Origin of the sequence: Ruminococcus sp. 5_1_39BFAA (assembly GCF_964240875.1) — a bacterium.
Classification (GTDB): domain Bacteria; phylum Bacillota; class Clostridia; order Lachnospirales; family Lachnospiraceae; genus Blautia_A.
Genome location: NZ_CAXSVO010000011.1, coordinates 67,450 through 87,312, shown reverse-complemented (window position 1 = coordinate 87,312; position 19,863 = coordinate 67,450). Strand labels below are relative to the sequence as shown.

General features: G+C 46.0%; 19 protein-coding genes. 18 read left to right on the top strand and 1 reads right to left on the bottom strand.

The genetic code is table 11. The features are described 5' to 3' along the window. The first annotated feature begins 83 nt into the window (after positions 1 to 83). The 15 genes from ACESZH_RS13065 to ACESZH_RS12995 all read left to right on the top strand — a co-directional run bounded on the left by ACESZH_RS13065 (position 84) and on the right by ACESZH_RS12995 (position 14,988). Entirely contained in the window at positions 84 to 257 is a 174-nt protein-coding gene (locus tag ACESZH_RS13065; RefSeq protein WP_373216815.1) for a hypothetical protein, read from the top strand. Beyond that, a complete protein-coding gene (locus ACESZH_RS13060) occupies positions 254 to 1,576 on the top strand; it encodes an ABC transporter substrate-binding protein (protein ID WP_373216817.1) in 1,323 nt (440 codons plus the stop codon). The genes ACESZH_RS13065 and ACESZH_RS13060 overlap by 4 nt, the downstream gene beginning before the upstream one ends. Beyond that, entirely contained in the window at positions 1,573 to 2,454 is an 882-nt protein-coding gene (locus tag ACESZH_RS13055; RefSeq protein ID WP_373216819.1) for a carbohydrate ABC transporter permease, read from the top strand. Before ACESZH_RS13060 ends, ACESZH_RS13055 begins: the two co-directional genes overlap by 4 nt. Continuing rightward, positions 2,451 to 3,302: a carbohydrate ABC transporter permease gene (locus ACESZH_RS13050; RefSeq protein WP_373216821.1), complete on the top strand. Its 852-nt coding sequence runs from the start codon at positions 2,451 to 2,453 to the stop codon at positions 3,300 to 3,302. Before ACESZH_RS13055 ends, ACESZH_RS13050 begins: the two co-directional genes overlap by 4 nt. Positions 3,303 to 3,324: 22 nt before the next feature. After that, positions 3,325 to 5,124 (top strand): alpha-amylase family protein, encoded by a 1,800-nt coding sequence (locus ACESZH_RS13045; protein WP_373216823.1) that lies wholly within the window; start codon positions 3,325 to 3,327, stop codon positions 5,122 to 5,124. Between the two features lie 120 nt (positions 5,125 to 5,244). Continuing rightward, entirely contained in the window at positions 5,245 to 5,853 is a 609-nt protein-coding gene (gene ruvA, locus ACESZH_RS13040; protein ID WP_373216824.1) for a Holliday junction branch migration protein RuvA, read from the top strand. A 33-nt stretch (positions 5,854 to 5,886) separates the two neighbouring features. Continuing rightward, the gene (gene ruvB, locus ACESZH_RS13035) at positions 5,887 to 6,894 is read left to right on the top strand and encodes a Holliday junction branch migration DNA helicase RuvB (protein ID WP_373216825.1); all 1,008 of its coding nucleotides are present in this window, start codon (positions 5,887 to 5,889) and stop codon (positions 6,892 to 6,894) included. 228 nt (positions 6,895 to 7,122) lie between these two features. Then, positions 7,123 to 7,530 carry a cell division protein ZapA gene (gene zapA / locus ACESZH_RS13030; protein ID WP_373216827.1) on the top strand — a complete coding sequence of 136 codons (408 nt, stop codon included), beginning with the start codon at positions 7,123 to 7,125 and terminating at the stop codon, positions 7,528 to 7,530. Positions 7,531 to 7,591: 61 nt separating this feature from the next. Then, positions 7,592 to 9,760, top strand: coding sequence for a U32 family peptidase (locus tag ACESZH_RS13025; RefSeq protein WP_373216829.1), 2,169 nt, complete (start codon positions 7,592 to 7,594; stop codon positions 9,758 to 9,760). 6 nt (positions 9,761 to 9,766) lie between these two features. Next, on the top strand, positions 9,767 to 11,137 hold the full coding sequence (locus tag ACESZH_RS13020) for an FtsW/RodA/SpoVE family cell cycle protein (RefSeq protein ID WP_373216831.1): 1,371 nt from the start codon (positions 9,767 to 9,769) through the stop codon (positions 11,135 to 11,137). Next, positions 11,064 to 12,545, top strand: coding sequence for a peptidoglycan D,D-transpeptidase FtsI family protein (locus tag ACESZH_RS13015; RefSeq protein ID WP_373216833.1), 1,482 nt, complete (start codon positions 11,064 to 11,066; stop codon positions 12,543 to 12,545). Before ACESZH_RS13020 ends, ACESZH_RS13015 begins: the two co-directional genes overlap by 74 nt. Before the next feature lie 90 nt (positions 12,546 to 12,635). Continuing rightward, positions 12,636 to 13,091: an NUDIX hydrolase gene (locus tag ACESZH_RS13010; RefSeq protein WP_373216835.1), complete on the top strand. Its 456-nt coding sequence runs from the start codon at positions 12,636 to 12,638 to the stop codon at positions 13,089 to 13,091. An 84-nt stretch (positions 13,092 to 13,175) separates the two neighbouring features. Then, positions 13,176 to 13,487, top strand: coding sequence for a hypothetical protein (locus tag ACESZH_RS13005; protein ID WP_373216837.1), 312 nt, complete (start codon positions 13,176 to 13,178; stop codon positions 13,485 to 13,487). A gap of 4 nt (positions 13,488 to 13,491) precedes the next feature. Further along, the gene (locus ACESZH_RS13000) at positions 13,492 to 14,577 is read left to right on the top strand and encodes a DUF2953 domain-containing protein (protein WP_373216839.1); all 1,086 of its coding nucleotides are present in this window, start codon (positions 13,492 to 13,494) and stop codon (positions 14,575 to 14,577) included. Between the two features lie 3 nt (positions 14,578 to 14,580). Further along, positions 14,581 to 14,988 carry a GerW family sporulation protein gene (locus ACESZH_RS12995; protein WP_373216841.1) on the top strand — a complete coding sequence of 136 codons (408 nt, stop codon included), beginning with the start codon at positions 14,581 to 14,583 and terminating at the stop codon, positions 14,986 to 14,988. A 301-nt stretch (positions 14,989 to 15,289) separates the two neighbouring features. Here the strand turns inward: ACESZH_RS12995 and rpmB are convergent, their stop codons facing one another. Next, complete coding sequence (gene rpmB / locus ACESZH_RS12990) at positions 15,290 to 15,475, bottom strand: 50S ribosomal protein L28 (protein ID WP_373216843.1); 186 nt, start codon at positions 15,473 to 15,475, stop codon at positions 15,290 to 15,292. Positions 15,476 to 15,635: 160 nt separating this feature from the next. Between rpmB and ACESZH_RS12985 the strand changes: the two genes are divergently transcribed. The 3 genes from ACESZH_RS12985 to recG all read left to right on the top strand — a co-directional run bounded on the left by ACESZH_RS12985 (position 15,636) and on the right by recG (position 19,838). Further along, complete coding sequence (locus ACESZH_RS12985; protein ID WP_373216845.1) at positions 15,636 to 15,995, top strand: Asp23/Gls24 family envelope stress response protein; 360 nt, start codon at positions 15,636 to 15,638, stop codon at positions 15,993 to 15,995. 20 nt (positions 15,996 to 16,015) lie between these two features. Then, on the top strand, positions 16,016 to 17,689 hold the full coding sequence (locus ACESZH_RS12980) for a DAK2 domain-containing protein (protein ID WP_373216959.1): 1,674 nt from the start codon (positions 16,016 to 16,018) through the stop codon (positions 17,687 to 17,689). A 94-nt stretch (positions 17,690 to 17,783) separates the two neighbouring features. Next, a complete protein-coding gene (recG, locus tag ACESZH_RS12975; RefSeq protein WP_373216847.1) occupies positions 17,784 to 19,838 on the top strand; it encodes an ATP-dependent DNA helicase RecG in 2,055 nt (684 codons plus the stop codon). The last annotated feature ends 25 nt before the right edge of the window (positions 19,839 to 19,863 follow it).

Genomic DNA, 19,863 nt, shown 5'->3' with positions numbered 1-19,863 from the left:
ATTGCAAAACCTAACAAAACAAATTAGCATAACTAACAGAAAAAACCTAACACTATTTATTAGGAGAAAGGAGTGTGAGTTTTATGGGGCACATACCATGGGCACATCCGTATTACAGATTGCGGACCGGATGGGGATACCACTCTGCTGGTATGTGCAGTTTCGTAAACAAAGAAATGAAAGACCCGGTTGGCAGAGTGGCAAACGTTAATCCTGTGGTTTTAAGAGCCACAAAAATGAAGGAGGAGGTAACATGAGAATTAGGAAAAAAATAGCCGCAACCACCCTGATCGCGGGTCTTGGTGCAGTAGCTGCCATCAGCCTGTCCGGCTGCGGAGGAAACGGAGAGGAGAACGGTAAAACAGTCGTGGAGATCGTCCAGTATAAACCGGAGGCAGTAAAAGCGTTCGAAGCTCTGGAGGAAAAGTTTAATTCCACACACGATGATATCCAGTTAAAGATCGACTCTCCAAATGATGCCATGACCATCTTGAAAACAAGGTTTATCCGTGAGGATTACCCGGACATTATCGGTATCGGCGGTGACATCAACTATTCCAATTTCCTGGATTCTGACATGTTGATGGACATTTCAGACTACGAAGGTCTGAAGGACATCAAAGAGTCTTATTTAAGAACTGATAAGGAACTTGAGTTTATCCCTATGGATGGTGTCTATGCAGTTCCTTATATGGCAAATGCGGCCGGTGTATTGTACAACAAAGATATTTTTGATGAGCACGGATGGGAGATTCCTACAACATTGGATGAGTTTTACGCACTGTGCGAGGATATTGCAGCAGAAGGTATCCAGCCGTTGTACTTCGGTTTCAAAGATACCTGGACCTGTCTTGCACCATGGAATGCAATTTGCGTAGACCTTGCTCCAAGTGATATCTGCTCTCAGGTAAACAGCGGCAATGCAACCTTTGCCGAGGCGTACCGGGATGTAGCGATCGTAACAAAATCCCTTTTACAGTATGCAGAACCGGACCCGTACACCTACAGCTATAACGATGCTTGTACGGCGTTTGCAAGAGGAGAGTCTGCAATGTATGTCATCGGAAGTTATGCAGTACCGCAGATCAAATCTGTAAATCCTGACATCAACGTTGACTCCTTTGTTTTCCCGGGAAGCAATGATCCTGACGAAAACGTATTAAACTCCGGTAATGACCTTCAGTGGTCTGTAATGGCAGACTGCGAGAACAAAGAGGCTGTTTACGAAGTTCTTGATTTCCTCTATGAGGATGAAAATATCCAGACTTACCTGGATGACCAGAGTGCTGTTCCGTGTAAGAAAGGAGACTTTGAGCTTCCTTCCATGCTGGATGGTATGAAGGAATACATTGAGAACGATAGAATGGCCGATTATCAGGATCATCACTATCCAAGTGAGATGGCTGTAGACGCTATGATCCAGACATTCCTCATGGATGAGAGCGAAAATGCCCTTGATACTTTCCTTGAGAGATTTGACACAGAATGGGCTCGATACAACCGTGACCTGATCACCAAGGTTCAGAAGTATTATGAAGAGCATCCGGAAGCAGCGGAAGGGGGAGAAGAATCATGAAACCATCCAAAGGTACACAGGACAGAAAAAGAACATTTATGCTGATTACCATTCCGGTAGTTGCACTGTTTTTCTGCTTTAACACATTGCCTCTGATCAAGGGCTTTATTTACGGCTTTACTAACTTTAAAGGCTATGGCTCCTATGAATTTGTAGGGCTTCGTAACTTCGTGGATCTGTTCCAGGATGCGCGAGTAGGAAAATCCTATCTGTTCACCTTTAAGTATGCAGTAGTTTGTACCATTCTTACAAACATCATCAGTCTGCTCCTTGCGCTTGGACTGAACGGTAAGATCAAAGGAAAAACGACCCTGCGTGGTATTTACTTTATCCCCAACGTACTTGGCGGACTTGTTATTGGTTATATTTTCAGCTTCTTCTTTACCTATATCCTTCCGGCAATCGGACAGGCACTTGGTATCGAAGCAATCAGCAGCAGTATGCTCTCCAGTACCGGAAAGGCATGGTTTGCCATCGTGATCGTAGGCTGCTGGCAGGCAATCGCTATGAATACCATCATTTACATTTCCGGTCTGCAGACCGTTCCGGAGGATGTATATGAGGCTGGCTCCATTGACGGTGCTACAGGCTGGAAGCAGTTCTGGAAGCTGACCTTCCCGCTGATCATTCCTTTCTTCGGCACAAATATGGTCCTCAGTATGAAGAATTTCCTTATGGTATTCGATCAGATCGTAGCTTTGACAAAGGGTGGTCCTTCCCAGAGTACAGAGTCCATCTCCTACCTGATCTACAATAACGGTATGAGCGGCGGTCAGTTCGGATTCCAGAGTGCAAACGCATTTGTATTCTTCGTTATGATCGTGACGATTTCCGTCATCCAGATGACCATTACCAACAAGAAGGAGGAGCAGTTATGAGTGGAAAAACCAATAAACAGACAGAGCGGACAAATTGGCCGGTTACAATTCTGCTGATTATCGGCTGTATCACCATTTTCTTTCCGCTGTACATGGCTGTGATCATTGCATTTAAACAGCCCTCAGAAATGACAAACGATGTGGCAGGAGCATTAGCTTTCCCGTCATCCTGGAACCTTGACAACTTCCGCGAGGCTATGAGAGTAACCGACTTCTGGCGTTCTCTTGGAAACAGCTTACTGCTGACTGTAGTAACAGTAGTTCTTGCGATCCTGATCCATGGAATTGCAGCGTATGCCATTGGAAGAAGCATGGGCAAGAGCAAGGTTTATAATTTCATTTATCTTTACATTGTAAGCGGTATGTTCGTTCCTTTTGCAATTCTGATGATGCCTGTTGTTAAGCAGACAGCACAGATGGGTATTGCAAACCGCTTCGGTGTTATTGTACTGTATCTTGTATTTTATATGCCGATCAACCTTTTGCTTTATAAAGGTTATCTGGTTAATATTCCGGGAGCTTTGGAGGAGGCTGCCCGTGTGGATGGAGCAACCACATGGAGAACCTACTGGTCCATTATTTTCCCGATCATGAAACCAATGCACGCTACCGTAGCTGTACTGACTGCAATGGCTGTATGGAACGACGTTATGACTCCGCTGGTTATCCTGTCCGGTACAGGCATCAACACCCTGCCTTTGGCACAGCTTAACTTCCAGACTCAGTTCGGAACCAACTACAACCTGGCATTTGCATCTTACCTGCTTGCATTGATCCCGATCCTTTTATTCTACCTGATCTGCCAGAAACAGATCATCAATGGTGTAGTAAACGGAGCAGTAAAATAAATAATTTCAGGAGAGGCGACATATGGATTTGCGGCAAAGCTATTATGACCTTTACGGAGACAATGATATTACCAGCTACCGTTACGGACAGCTTATGGATATTATTGCAAAGGCAAAAAAAGAGAGAAGCGCAGACCTGAAAAAGCAGGATGCTCTTGGAAACGACTGGTATCTCTCTGAAAAAATGGTCGGAATGATGCTGTATGTGGACCGCTTCAGTGAGGATCTGAAGAGATTTGAGGAAAAAATTGACTATTTGGCTGAGCTTGGTGTCACCTATGTACATTTTATGCCTCTGTTAAAATCACGCGAAGGAAACAATGACGGCGGATACGCAGTTTCTGATTATCTGGAAGTGGATGACCGTTTCGGTACCATGAAAGAGCTTGAGCACGTGGTAAAGCATCTGAAGAAACGCGGAATCCACACCTGCATTGACTTTGTATTAAATCACACGGCAAAAGAGCATAAGTGGGTTCAGGAGTACAAAAACGGAAACCATGATTACGATGATATGTACTTTATGTACGATGATCCATCGGTTCCTAATGAGTACGAAAAGACTATGACCGAAATTTTTCCCGGTGTAGCGCCCAGGAACTTTACTTATTATCCGGACATGGAAAAATATGTCATGACTCGTTTTTATGAATTCCAGTGGGATTTGAATTATGCGAACCCGCATGTGTTCAATAAAATTGTTGAAGTGCTTCTCACACTAGCCAACAAGGGGATTGACATTTTCAGACTGGATGCTATTCCCTATATGTGGAAGGAAATCGGCACAAGCTGTATGAACCACCCCAAAGTCCACACCCTCCTTCGGATGATGTACTCCATCATCCAGGAGGTATGCCCTTCCGTGATCTTTTTAGGAGAGGCAATCGTGGAGCCGCATGAGATTGTAAAGTATTTCGGAACTCCTGAGGAAAAAGAGTGCAATGTTATGTACAATGCCTCTCTGATGGTGCTTCTGTGGAATTCTCTGGCAACCAGGGATGTACGGCTGATGGTGCGTTCTCTGTCAAAGGATTACGGTGTTCCCTCAGACGGAGTGTGGATCAACTACGGACGCTGTCATGACGACATCGGCTGGGGATTTGAAAAGGATATCTTAAATGAGCTGGGATTTGATCCGGAAGCGCATAAGCAGTTTATGATCTCCTTTATGGAGGGACGTTATCCGGGAAGCTTTTCCGTGGGAGAGCTTTACGAATTCAATCTTGTTACCTTAGATGCCAGAAACAGCGGTACTTTCGCTTCCATGTGTGGGCTTGAGCAGGCGCTGAAGGAAAAACACAGCTATAAGATCGAGCAGGCGATCAAACGGATCCTGCTTTTGAATTCCGTTATCATTTCCTACACAGGAATCCCGCTTCTTTACAGCGGTGATGAGATCGGTCAGCTCAATGACTGGAGCTACAAAAACGACCGTAAGATCGCAGGTGATTCCCGCTGGCTCCACCGTGGAAAGATGGATTGGGATGCGGCGGCAAAACGCTATGATCACGGTACAGTCCAGGGAAGGATTTTCACAGGCATCAAAAAAATGATCGAGATCAGGAAGGCAAGTCCCTGTTTCCGCTCAGACTTGAGATCAGAGCCGGTGGATCTGGATAACAAGGCTGTGTTTGGCTTCCATCGTGAGAATAAAATGATGGTGCTTGCAAACTTTTCCGAACATGAACAGTGGGTTGACGCAAACCGTTTCAACTGGTTCGGACTGCCAGGAGAGATGACGGACCTTCTCACCGGACGCCCAGTGCGCTCTTATAATAATGCCATTCTACTCGGACCATATGAATATCTGTGGCTCGTATGATGCAAAGGCTGCCTTGCCGGAATTTCCGGCGGGCAGCCTTTATGTATTTCGAAGAATATTTGCGTTTCCTTCTCTGATGTGTTATGATAACAGCGACATTTTATGAAGGTGGAAGAATTTATGATTTCATTTATCCGCGGAAAAGCGGCTGATATGACGGAGACCTCCGTAATCCTGGAGGCAGGAAACATTGGCTATGAGATATTTATGACAGGAAATGCCCTGTCACGGATACATATTGGGGAGGAGCTGAAGATCCATACTTATTTCCAGGTGCGGGAGGATGCCATGCAGCTTTTTGGATTCTTAAATAAGGATGACCTGCAGGTGTTTAAGCTGTTATTGGGAGTAAACGGAGTAGGCCCTAAGGCGGCTCTTGGTGTTTTGTCAGGAATCACGGCGGACGAGCTTCGTTTTGCCGTACTTTCTGATGATGTAAAAACTCTTTCCAAGGCACCCGGTATTGGGAAAAAGACTGCACAGAAGCTGATCCTTGAGCTAAAGGACAAGTTTAGTCTGCAGGAAGCATTTGAGACGAAGCTGGCTCATGAGCAGGAAACGGCAGGAAATGCGGCAACGGGGATGACGGATGCAAGGCAGGAGGCCGTGGAGGCGCTGACAGCACTGGGCTACAGCAGTACAGACGCACTCAGGGCTGTACGGATGGCTGTGGATGCAGACCCTGACGATGTGGAGGCTATTTTAAAGGCTGCACTGAAAAATATGTAAAGGTGCGATGCCTGTTTTGTATGGAGTATAAATATGGACAACAGAATTATAACCACAGATGTGACGGAGGAGGACTTTACCCTGGAGGGAAGCCTGCGTCCTCAGTCTCTTGACGAGTATATCGGCCAGGAAAAAACGAAAAGCACGCTGAAAATCTATATTGAGGCCGCAAAGCAGCGGAATGATGCCCTGGACCATGTGCTTTTTTACGGCCCTCCCGGACTTGGAAAAACCACGCTTTCCGGGATCATTGCAAATGAAATGGGCGTACATATGAAGGTGACATCAGGACCGGCCATTGAAAAGCCGGGAGAGATGGCGGCTATTTTAAACAATCTGCAGGAGGGAGATATCCTATTTGTAGATGAGATCCACAGGCTGAACCGCCAGGTGGAGGAAGTGCTTTATCCTGCCATGGAGGATTTTGCCATCGATATCATGATCGGAAAGGGGGCTTCTGCCCGTTCGATCCGCCTGGACCTTCCGAAGTTTACCCTGGTGGGGGCCACCACAAGGGCAGGACTTTTGTCAGCGCCTCTGCGTGACCGTTTTGGGGTGGTACATCATCTGGAGTTTTACAGCCAGAAGGAGCTTACCACGATTATCGTCCGCTCTGCACAGGTTCTGGGAGTGGAAATCGATGCAAAAGGAGCGGCTGAGATTGCCAAGCGTTCCAGGGGAACACCACGTCTTGCCAACAGGCTTTTAAAAAGAGTCCGTGATTTTGCCCAGGTAAAGTATGACGGCAGGATTACCTATGATGTGGCATGCTTTGCTCTTGATCTTCTGGAGGTGGATCAGTACGGACTGGATAAGCTGGACAGAAGGATTTTACAGACCATGATCGTGAATTTCCAGGGCGGGCCAGTGGGACTGGAAACGTTGGCTGCAGCTATCGGAGAGGATTCCGGCACCCTGGAGGATGTATATGAGCCGTACCTTTTACAGAATGGCTTCCTCAACCGTACTCCGCGGGGGCGTATGGCATCGGATATGGCTTACAGCCACCTGGGCTACACACGTCCGGAAACGGAAAAGTAAACTTTTGTAAAAAATCCTATACATTTCTACAAAATTCGATTATAATTTAATAAGTAGAGTACTTAGCGACTGGCAAGCCGAAGGCGCCGACAGAGCTTAGTACGAACTTAGTTCGAAGGAACTTAATGAGAGCAGACCTGCGGCGCCGCTCGAATTTAGTGAATCGAACTTCCTTGATATAGATTTCTATGAAAAGCGACAGATAAGATACAGGAGGCTTGTACATATATGGCAGTCAAAAATACAGCGCAGGTAATCATCGGAGGAAAGATCATTACTTTGGGCGGCTACGAATCAGAGGAATATTTCCAGCAGGTAGCGTCCTATATGAATAAAAAAATCACGGAGCTCAGCGGTATGCCTGGCTACAGCAGACAACCCATGGAGACAAAGCATACTCTTTTGAGCCTGAATATCACGGATGATTATTTTAAGGCAAGAAAACAGGTGGAAGCATATGAGCAGGATCTGCAGCAGAAGGATCAGGAAATGTACGATCTGAAGCATGAGCTCATATCCCTGCGTATGCAGATTGAAGAGGCACAGAAAGGCAGACAAGATGCCTTGACCCAGGCAAGCCTTCTGGAAGGCAAAGTCAAAGAGCTTGAAAAAGAACTGGATGAAATGTTAAAGTAAACGAAAGAGGGGAATTGCTTAGGTGATTCCTCTTTGTTTATGAAAAGAGAGGTGACGCTGTGTGAGTCAGAATCATATAGAATTGCTGGCGCCTGCTGGTTCCTATGAGGGCTTCGAGGCGGCCTTGGGTGCGGGAGCAGATGCCATTTATGCAGGCGGTGATCTGTTTGGCGCCAGAGCCTATGCCAAAAACTTCGGACAGGAGGAGATGCTCCGAGCCATTGATATTGCTCATATACATGGTAAAAAGCTTTATCTTACCGTGAATACGCTTCTGAAAAACAGAGAGCTTTACGAACAGCTCCCAGATTATCTGCGCCCATATTATGAAACAGGATTGGATGCTGTGATCGTTCAGGATATGGGTGTGTTTTCTCTGATCAAACAAGCTTTTCCGGGTCTTCACATCCATGCAAGTACCCAGATGACTGTGACAGGCCCAGCAGGAATGAAATTTCTGGAGCAGCTTGGGGCTGACAGAGTAGTGGCAGCCCGGGAGCTTTCGCTGGATGAACTGAGTGAGATGCATAAGGCAAGTCCGATTGAGATTGAAGCCTTTATACACGGGGCTCTCTGTTACAGCTATTCCGGCCAGTGCCTAATGAGCAGCCTTTTGGGAGGCAGAAGCGGAAACAGAGGGCGGTGTGCACAGCCCTGCCGTCTGCCCTACCAGACAGCCCTTGAGGGAAAAAAATATAAAGGCACCAAGGATTTATGCCCATTGAGCTTAAAGGATATTTGTACCATTGAATTGCTGCCTCAGATCATAAATGCCGGAGTCATGTCACTTAAAATAGAAGGCAGGATGAAGCAGCCGGGATATACGGCAGGCGTAACCCGCATTTACCGTAAATATCTGGACCTTTTTCTGGAAAAGGGTGGGGAGGATTATCAGGTTGAGGAACGGGATAAAAAATACCTGCTTGATCTTTTTACAAGGGGCGGCTCCTGCACCGGATATTATGAGATGCAGAACGGTCCTTCTATGATGGCTTTTTCCAATGAAAAAAAGACCGGAGATGTTCAGCCGGAGATTATAAAAAGAAAAGAAAAAATTTATGGGAATTTAATCCTTTTTCCCGGGAGTCCTGTTATACTGGAGGTATCCTGCCGGGGAACGAAGGTATCCGCATCTGCCGGAGAGGTGCAGTTTGCAAAGAATCAGCCCATGGAAGAAGTACGGATCCGGCAGCAGATGGAAAAGCTGGGAAATACTCCTTTTATGTGGGAAAATCTGGATATTGATATGGACAGCCGGATTTTTGTACCGGTAAAGGTATTAAACGAGGTGAGAAGGGAAGCTCTGGAAGCCCTGGAAAAACAATTGATAAGTCCCTGCAAAAGGGATTACCACGAGCCCGTGCGTCCCTCTAAAAAGAGAGGTTGCAATCAAATGCCGATGGGGAACCTTCCGTTTTACGTTTCCTGCGAGGATGACCGGACTGCTGAGATGCTATGCCGGAAAGAGGGTGTTACAGGCATTTATCTGCCCTGCTCCCTGATGGAAAAGTATTTGGAGAAAGGCCTTTCCTATGGAAAGGAGATGTATCTTTCACTTCCGCATATCACCCGTGGACTTGTGCCGGATGGATACTGGGAACAGGCAGAAGAGTGGCTTTCCAGAGGCATGAAGGGGTTTTTGGTGAGAAATCTGGAAACCTATGCTATGCTGAAGGAGCGGAAGCTTTCACACAAATGCGTGATTGACCATTCTCTGTACACCTGGAATAACGAGGCTGTATCCTTCTGGGAAAAAGAGCATATCCTTCGAAATACTGTTCCGTTGGAGCTGAATGAAGGCGAGCTTCGGCACAGGGATAATCAGAACAGCGAAATGCTGGTGTATGGTTACCTTCCGCTGATGCACTCCGCACAGTGCATCCGGAAAAATCTCTATGGCTGCAGCAAAAGGGAAGAGAAGCTTTTCCTGAAAGACAGGTATGATAAGGAATTTCCGATGGAATGCTATTGCTATCCGTGGAAAACCGGAACTACAAAAGAAAAAAGCCCCTGTTATAATATCATCTACAACAGTCTGCCATACGGGCTTTTAAAGGAAAAAGAGCAGGTAAAAGCCCTTGGCGTATCGTGCATCCGGATTTCCTTTACCGTGGAAACAGCGGCGGAGGCAGAGAAAATCCTGCACATGTTTCTGGATACCTGCCAGCAGGGACAAAAGTCTGCTGGACGGGAGTTCACAAAAGGTCATTTTAAAAGAGGAGCCGAGTAAAGGCGTATGATTAACATTGTAGTAGAATTATCAAAATATGTGATCCTCACCCTTATGATCATTTACACGTTTTTTTGTTTTTATATGGTACGGAAACAGGATGAGGAAGAAAAAAAAGAATCCCTGAGAAAGCAGCTTTCCCTGATCTTTTTTATGGATTTCACTGCATTTTTAGTGATCTTTTTGAAAACCTTTGACTTTGAGATCATTATTTTTTACGGGGAGATGATGGTGTATTTTGCCGCCATCCAGATACTCTACCGTCTGATCTATAAGAAGGCATCCCTGCTGCTTTTGAATAATATGTGCATGCTTCTGAGCATTGGGTTTATCATGCTCTGCAGGCTGGATATCGAATCCGCCACAAGGCAGCTTGTGATCGTGGCGGGAGGCAGCGCAGTTGCCCTGGTCATTCCGGTGATCATCCGTAAGATGAAATTTTTGAAAAATCTCACCTGGGTCTATGCAGGTCTTGGAATCGTGCTCCTTGCAGCCGTATTCATCCTTGCAAAAACCAGTTATGGAGCAAAGCTTTCCCTGATGGGAATCCAGCCGTCCGAGGCGATCAAGATCACCTTTGTATTTTTTATGGCAGCCCTTTTGTGGAGGGATGTAACCTTTTTCAAGGTGGTGCAGGCTACGGTGGTAGCGGGACTCCACGTGGGGATCCTGGTACTGTCAAAGGATCTGGGAAGTGCCGTGATATTCTTTGTGGCATACCTGGTGATGATATATGTATCCACGAAAAATGTGGGATATCTGGGAATCGGCGTGGCGGGAGGCTGTGTAGCCTCTGTGATCGCATACTTCCTTTTCGGACATGTGCGGGAGAGAGTCAGCGCATGGAAGGACCCCATGGCGGTCTACCAGGATGAGGGCTACCAGATCGCCCAGTCCCTGTTTGCCATCGGGACAGGCGGCTGGTTCGGCATGGGGTTGTGCCAGGGTTCACCGGAAAAGATCCCCATTGTAAAAAACGACTTTATTTTCAGCGCCATCTGTGAGGAAATGGGCGGTATTTTTGCGATCTGTCTCATTCTTGTATGTATGAGCTTTTTCCTGATGATCGTCAATATTTCCATTCAGATCAAAAATCCTTTTTATAAGCTGATTGCCCTTGGACTTGGCACGGAATATGCGTTTCAGGTATTTCTGACCATTGGAGGCGCCACCAAGTTTATTCCGCTTACCGGTGTGACACTGCCTCTGGTAAGCTACGGCGGAACCTCCGTGATGTCCACGATTCTGATGATCGCCATTATTCAGGGGTTGTATATTTATAGGGAAGATGAGGACGAAGAAATTGAGAGATATCGAAGAGAGGCGGCGAGGAGAGCCAGAGAAAGAGCGGAGGCTGCGTCAGAAGGAGATTACTAGAAGGCGCAGAAGCAGAAACAAGGAATATACCTTTGTATCCTGGTTCTTCGCGGCGATTTTTGTCAGTCTGATAGGCTATCTGATTTATTATAACAGTGTGAAAAGCGAGGATTTTATCAACAGTCCCTACAATACCAGGCAGGATACCTTTTCCGACAGGGTGATCCGTGGAAAGATCATGTCCTCAGACGGAGAGGTCCTGGCGCAGACCAATGTGTATGAGGACGGTACAGAGGAGAGATACTATCCCTACAGCAATATTTTTGCTCATGTGATCGGCTATGATTCCAATGGAAAAAGCGGACTGGAATCGGAAGCAAATTTTTCACTTTTAAGCTCACACCAGTTCTTCCTGGACCAGATGAAAAATGAATTTTTGGACAGAAAGAATATGGGAGATACGGTTATCTCTACCCTGAACGCCCATTTGCAGGTTGTGGCATACAATGCTTTGGGGGACAGGAGAGGGGCTGTGGTGGTCATGGAGCCGGATACAGGCAAAGTATTGGCAGAGGTGAGTAAGCCGGATTTTGATCCGAATACACTTGCACAAAACTGGGAATACCTGATCAATGACGCAAACGACAGCAGTCTTTTAAACCGTGTAACTAACGGCGCTTACCCGCCTGGCTCTACCTTCAAGGTGGTGACTGCGCTGGACTATTTCCGGAAAAAGGGTACCTTTGAGGGCTATTCCTACAACTGCGAGGGAAGCATCTCCCTGGATGATTACACCCTTCACTGCTACAAGGGAGCCGTACATGGACAGGAGGATTTTTATTCATCTTTTGCCAGCTCATGTAACTGCGCGTTCGCGGACATTGGACTGGATCTGGGAGGCGGATCCCTTCGGGAGACAGCGGAGAATCTGCTTTTTAATAAAAGCCTTCCGCTTGATACCTACAAAACCAGCATCTTTTCCCTTGAAAAAAAGTCTGCGGACACTTTAGTCATGCAGACTGCCATCGGACAGGGAAATACTCTGGTATCTCCCATGCACATGGCACTGATCACAAGCGCCATTGCAAACGGCGGGGTGCTGGTAAAGCCTTACCTGATCGACCAGGTGGTGAACAGCAGCGGAGATTCCGTAAAGAAAAATGGAACCACGGTTTATAAGCGTCTGATGTCCGACAACGAAGCCAATCTTCTGGGCAAGCTGATGCAGCAGGTGGTGACCTCCGGTACGGCTTCCGCTTTAAACGGAAGAGGTTATACGGCAGCGGGAAAGACCGGTTCCGCGGAGTTTGATGAAAACGGCTCCAGCCACTCCTGGTTTATCGGATATTCAAACGTGGACGACCCGGATATCGTGGTTGCCGTGATTGTTGAGAACGGCGGTTCGGGAAGTGAATCAGCCGTACCTTTGGCAGCACAGATTTTTGACGCATATTACTTTGATTTATAACTATTTGCCATTCCCTGTTGCCAGTTTTCCAAAAAAGTTGTATACTAAATACAGTTTATAAGACACACGCATTGCAGGAGGGATTGCAAAATGATAGAAGCAACGAGCTGTGGCGGTGTGGTAATTCATCGTGGTAAGATTCTGGCCTTATACAAGTCTTACAAAAACCGTTACGAGGGCTGGGTATTACCGAAAGGGACTGTGGAACGGGGGGAAACCCATGAGCAGACCGCCTTACGCGAAGTGAGGGAGGAGGCTGATGTGAGAGCTTCCATTGTCAGATATATCGGTAAAAGCCAGTATAACTTTACAGTTCCGGAGGACATGGTCAACAAAGAGGTGCATTGGTATCTGATGTCGGCTGATAATTATCATAGTAAGCCTCAAAGGGAAGAGTATTTCGTGGATTCCGGATATTACAAGTTTCACGAAATCTATCATCTGCTTCGTTTCTCCAATGAGAAACAGATCGTGGAGAAAGCTTATCAGGAATACCTGGAGCTGCGAAGCGCAGGGCTGTGGACGAGGCAGCAGAAGTTTTATTAATGATGGGGCTGTGTTTTTACGCAGCCCTGTTTAGATTCCTTAAAAAATGGGAATCATCCATGAACAAAGGGGTGTTTGCAGGGAATGCTGAAGTGGCAAAAAGATTATTACGTAGGCGAGGGAATTAAAAATCCCGAAAAGATCAAAACAAAAATCAATGCAGGCAGAGTAACCCTGGGGATTTATCTGATCACATTATCTGAAAATCCGGGAAACCTGCTGGAGATCATTCCGGCTGCCATGCTGCTCCAGAAAAGCTATTATGCCATTTGTCCGGAAATCATCGGCATGGCAAAGGGGAAAGATGACGCTATTGACCTTGCGGCTGCAATTGTCAAAGAGATTTATGAAACTACCGGTGCATTTCAGGTAAAAGAATATTTAAAAAACAGGTGAGTACATGTTACATATTCTGTGGTTGATTATAAAATTTATATTGATTGCGCTGGGAATTGTGCTTGGCCTCCTTCTTTTGGCAATCTTGCTGGTCCTGTTCTGTCCGGTACGCTATCAGGCATCCGGAATGAAGGAAAAGAGCGGTTGGAAGGAAGCGGAGGCATCAGCCAGGATAAGCTGGTTGTTCCGGATCATTTCCGTGAGCTTTACCTATCGGGATGGAAATATGGGAATGGGAATCCTGATATTTGGCATCCCATTGGAGGCTTTCCGGAGATTTTTAGAAAAGCTCACTTCTTTTAAGAAGCCCGAACGATCAGGGAAGCCGGGGCATTCCCGGAAAAAGGGCCTTCCTGAGAAGAGCGCGGACCCTTCGGATGTGAAACGTTCCAATGGGACAGCTAAACAGGATAAAGAACGGACTGTGAGGGAGAACGGATCTAAACCGGAACCGCCCACGCCGCCGGAACAAAAGGCTCAGAAAGAAACATCCGGGCAGAGACAGCAAACATCCCATGAAAATCCTGTTGTTCTGCAGAAGCCGGACGATCCAGATGTAATGCAGGAGGATAGCGGCAAACCGGGATTATTTCAGCAGATATGGGATAAAATAAAAAAGATTCTTCATATTCCTGTAAGCCTGCTGAAAAAAGCAGCCGCACTTCCGGGGAAGGTGATCGAGAAACTTCGAAAAATCAGATTAACATTGCGGCGCATCTATGATAAAATAGACTGGTGGAAGGAGTTCTTTTTCCATCCCAGGACGAAAGCAGCCATATCTCTTGTATGGCAGAACGCAAAGGGACTGGTTCGTCACGTGATGCCGGTAAAAACAGAGGGGCACGTCACTTTTGGAAGTGAAGACCCTGCCATTACAGGAGCTGTACTTGCCGTTATGGGAATGACATTTCCCTTCCATAAAAACAGGATTGAATTAAATCCGCTTTTTGACGGGGAAAACCAGCTCACAGGAAATATAAAGCTAAAAGGGCGGATCTACGGATTTGTTTTCTTAAAAGCAGCGATTGTGATTTATTTCAATAAAAATATAAAATATGTCATCAGCCGATGGAAGCATAAGGAGGACTAATTTATGGAAAACGAAAACAACTTCAAGGAAACTGTTAATTCGCTGTTCAAGGGAATGGACAGTTTTGTCTCTGCCAAAACAGTGGTTGGCGATGCCATCCATGTTGGAGAAACCATCATCCTTCCATTGGTTGATGTGTCTTTCGGCGTAGGAGCCGGAGCCTTTGCAGGAGACAAGAAAAATAACGGTGGCGGTGGTCTTGCAGGAAAAATGACACCCTGCGCAGTTCTTGTGATTCAGAACGGTACCACAAAGCTTGTTAATGTAAAGAATCAGGACGGACTCACAAAGGTTCTGGATATGGTTCCTGACTTTGTAAACCGTTTTGCACCAGGAGGGAACACTTCGGATGATATTTTCGAAAATGATTCTGTAAAGCAGGGGGCAACAGAAAAAACACCTGAAGAATAAGATTATCTGTGCTCAGATGGCTGCCTTTTGCATAAAATATAATAAGCAAAAGAGAAGGGACAGTTAAGAAATGTGCAGGCTTCTGGGATTTATACTGTTCTTCATTGGAATTGGAATGGTCATCGGGATCTTGATTTCAGAAACGGTAGCCGTACTCATTGCTGCGGCAGTCTGCCTGCTGTGCGGTTATCATTTATTTTGCAGATAGAAAAGGGTATGAGAAGGCGTGGCCGCTCATGCCTTTTTTGTTTCAACGGCAGTAAAAAAAACACCCCCGCATCACTGCGAGGGTTAAGGTGTTTTAGGCTCTTTCAACTTTTCCGGATCTTAAGCAGGAAGTACATACGTACATTTTCTTTGCTCCGCCTTCTGTTTTTACTTTAACGGATTTCACGTTCGATTTCCACATCTTATTGGATCTTCTATGGGAATGACTCACATTGTTTCCGAAATGAGCACCTTTTTCACAAATTGCGCACTTAGCCATGATAGCACCTCCTTGACGCTTATTTTCAACAGTCTATATTCTAACAGATGGAGTCATGTTTTGCAAGCAAAAAAAGGAAAAATCTAAAAATATTATTTCTTTTTCCGGCAAAACAGGTTATAATACATTTACATACTATTGAAATAATGGAGGTAACCATATGAATGGACGTATAGATTCCGGATTGGGACAGATTGTCATTGATACGGATGTAATCGGCACCTATGCCGGCAGCGTTGCTGTTGAGTGTTTCGGCATCATCGGAATGGCAGCCGTCAGTATGAAAGACGGTCTTGTAAAATTACTCCGCCGGGATTCTCTGAAGCACGGTATCAGTGTGAGAATTACGGATGAGAATAAGATTCGCCTGGATTTCCATGTCATTGTGGCTTATGGCGTAAACATTAGTACCATAGCTGAGAACCTTGTCAGCAATGTAAAATATAAAGTCGAAGCTTTCACAGGATTGGAGATTGAAAAGATCAATATCTACGTAGAAGGCGTGCGGGCCATAGATTAGGATTAGAGGAGGAACTTGTGGTGAATAAGCAAACCATAGATGCCAAGATACTTTCCAGAATGTTTTTGGCAGGAGCCAAAAATCTGGAAGCGAAGAAAGAATGGATTAACGAACTGAATGTATTTCCTGTTCCGGATGGGGATACCGGCACCAATATGACGCTGACCATCATGTCCGCTGCTGGAGAAGTAGGTGCGTTGGCGGACCCTGATATGGAAGTTCTGGCAAAAGCCATCTCTTCCGGTTCCCTTCGCGGGGCAAGAGGAAATTCCGGCGTTATCCTTTCGCAGCTATTGCGAGGCTTTACCAAGGGAGTTAAAAATTATACGAAGCTTGACGCACCAGCTCTTGCAGCAGCCATGGAAAAAGGCGTGGAAACAGCCTATAAAGCAGTTATGAAACCAAAGGAAGGCACCATTCTCACCGTGGCGCGTGAAGCTGCAGTGAAGGCTATGGAGATTGCAGAGGAGTCTGATAACCTGGAGCTTTTCTTCCGGGCAATCTTTGAACATGCAGAGGCGACTCTGGCAAAAACACCGGAGATGCTTCCTGTATTAAAGGAAGCAGGTGTTGTGGATTCCGGCGGACAGGGACTTTTGGAGGTATTCCGAGGTGCCATCGACGGATATCTGGGCAAAGAAATTGATTACACACAGTTTGAAACAGCTTCCGCCCGTCCTGCTGTTACAAAGATTTCTGCGCAGACAGAGGCTGATATAAAATTTGGCTATTGTACTGAATTTATCATTCTTCTGAATAAGCCGCTTCCTGATGATGAACTGCACAGCTTTAAGAAATTCTTAAACTCCATCGGCGATTCCATTGTTCTGGTTGCAGACGATGAAATTGTGAAGGTTCACGTTCACACAAACCATCCGGGTCAGGCATTTGAAAAGGCTCTGACTTACGGTGCACTTTCCCGTATGAAGATTGACAATATGCGTGAAGAGCATCAGGAGAAGCTGATCAAGGATGCTGAAAAGCTTGCAAAAGAGCAGGCACAGAAGGAAGAAGAGGAAAATGCACAGCCGCCTAAGGATACAGGATTCATTGCAGTATCTGTAGGAGCAGGTCTTTCTTCTATATTTAAGGAGCTTGGAACTGACCACATTATTGAGGGTGGACAGACCATGAATCCCAGCACAGAAGATATGCTGAACGCTATTGCAAAGGTAAATGCAAAGACGATTTACATTTTCCCGAATAATAAAAATATTGTCCTTGCGGCAAATCAGGCAAGGGACCTTACAGAAGATAAAGAGATCGTAGTTGTTCCAACTAAGACTATTCCGCAGGGCATTACTGCACTTATCAATTTCCAGCCGGATAAGAACGGTCAGGAAAACCTGGAAGCTATGATGGAGGCCGTATCCCTTGTGAAGACTGGTCAGATTACTTACGCTGTGCGTGATACCAGACTGGATGAAAAGGAAATCCACGAAGGTGATATTATGGGAATCGGCGACAGCGGCATTCTGGCTGTAGGCAAAGGCAAGGAGAACATTGCCAGAGAAACGGTAGCAGCTATGGTGGATGACGATTCGGAAGTGATCAGTATTTATTACGGCGAGGATGTATCTGAGGAGGATGCTGTGAAGCTCTCTGAGGAGCTTGAAGAGGCATATCCTGACTGTGAAATTGAAGTAAACCAGGGCGGACAGCCGATTTACTATTACATCATTTCAGTTGAATAAACAGTGATTTTCAGGGCGGAAGAGAGCTTCCGCCCTTTTTAGCAGAGAACTTGGTAAAAACAGGACTCCAGGGTGAGAAAGGAATGGTAAACGGGTGAGTAAAACACTACGCAGTTTGAAAGGTGTTGGAGAAAAAACAGAAAAGCTTTTTGAAAAACTGGGTATTATAACCACAGACGACCTTCTGCGGTACTATCCACGCAATTATGATGCTTACGAGGAACCAATAGAAATCGGTTCTCTTGCCGAAGGAAACGTGTCTGCTGTTAGGGCTTCCGTTGTGACAAATGTGTATGTCAGCCAGGTGAGAAACCTTCAGGTTGTGACCATAACTGCAGCAGATGTAACAGGCAAACTTTCTATCGCCTGGTTTAATGCCCCTTATCTCCGCACCACCTTAAAAAAAGGTTCTGTTTTTGTTTTCAGGGGTCGGGTGGTGAAAAAGCATGGAAGACTTCAGATGGAGCACCCGGAAATCTTCACACCGGCAGCTTACGAAGAAATCCTGCACAGTCTGCAGCCTGTTTATGGGCTGACCGCAGGGCTTTCCAATAAAACGATCGTTAAGCTGGTCCACCAGGTTCTGGATGACCAGACACTGAAAATGGAATTTCTCCCTGAAGAATTGAGAGAGCGTTATCATCTTGCGGATGACAATTTTGCCATTCAGAGCATTCATTTTCCATCCAGTATGCAAGAGCTTCTCACAGCTCGCAGGCGCCTTGTATTTGATGAATTCCTGCTTTTTATCCTGGCTGTCCAGATGCTGAAGGAAAAAACAGAGGAGGCCAGGAATGCTTTTTCCATGAAACCTGTCTGGACTACAGAGCAGGTGATGGAAAACCTGCCCTATACGCTTACAAAGGCACAGCTTAATGTCTGGCACGAGATTGAGCGTGATTTATGCGGACATCCGCTGATGTCGCGCCTTGTGCAGGGAGATGTGGGAAGCGGTAAGACCATACTGGCTTTTCTTGCCATGATCCTTACTGTGGAAAACGGGTATCAGGCTGCATTAATGGTGCCCACAGAGGTGTTGGCAAACCAACATTATGAAGCGTTCACAAAGCTTCTCCAGGATCAGGAAATCAGCTCCTGCCGTCCTGTTTTACTTACCGGGTCCACTACTGCAAAGGAAAAACGGCGTATATATGAGGAAATCCTCTCGGGAGAGGCAAATATTATAATCGGTACCCATGCGCTGATCCAGGAGAAGGTAGTCTATAAGGATCTGGGTCTTGTGATCACAGACGAGCAGCATCGTTTTGGCGTAAAACAGAGGGAGGCACTTACAACGAGAGGAAATCCGCCTCATGTACTTGTCATGAGTGCGACGCCTATTCCCAGAACCCTGGCAATCATTCTATACGGCGATCTGGATATTTCTATTATTGATGAGCTTCCTGCCACAAGAAGGCCAATAAAAAACTGTGTAGTAGGAACATCGTACAGGCCAAAAGCATATTCTTTTATAGAAAAACAGGTGAATGAGGGACGGCAGGCTTATGTTATCTGCCCTATGGTAGAAGAGAGCGAGGGACTTGATGCGGAAAATGTGACCGATTATACAAAAAAGCTTAAAAATACTCTTCCTTCCCATATTTCTGTGGCTGCACTTCACGGCAAAATGAAGCCAAAAGAAAAAAATCAGATCATGGAAGCTTTTGCAAAAGGAGAAATCCAGGTGCTTGTTTCTACCACTGTCGTAGAGGTAGGGGTAAACGTACCGAATGCGACTGTAATGATGGTGGAAAATGCAGAGCGGTTTGGTCTGGCACAGTTACATCAGCTCAGAGGACGTGTAGGAAGAGGAGAGCATCAGTCCTACTGTATCTTTATGCAGGGCAATGATGTGGAGGAAACGTCAAAGCGGCTTGAGATCCTGAATAAGTCTAACGATGGCTTCTTCATTGCAGGAGAAGATTTGAAGCTTAGAGGTCCGGGAGATTTGTTTGGAATCCGTCAGAGTGGTCTTATGGAGTTTAAGATCGGAGATATCTATAATGACGCAGATATTCTGAAAGCAGCCAGTGAAGCGGCTGGTGAGATCCTTTCACTGGACAGTGAGCTGGATCTGCCGCAGCACCATGCACTGAAGGAAAAACTTGGAGAATATATGCGCTATGACCTTCAGAATCTCGGACTCTGACTGTCACAAAGGCTTGTAGAATGGC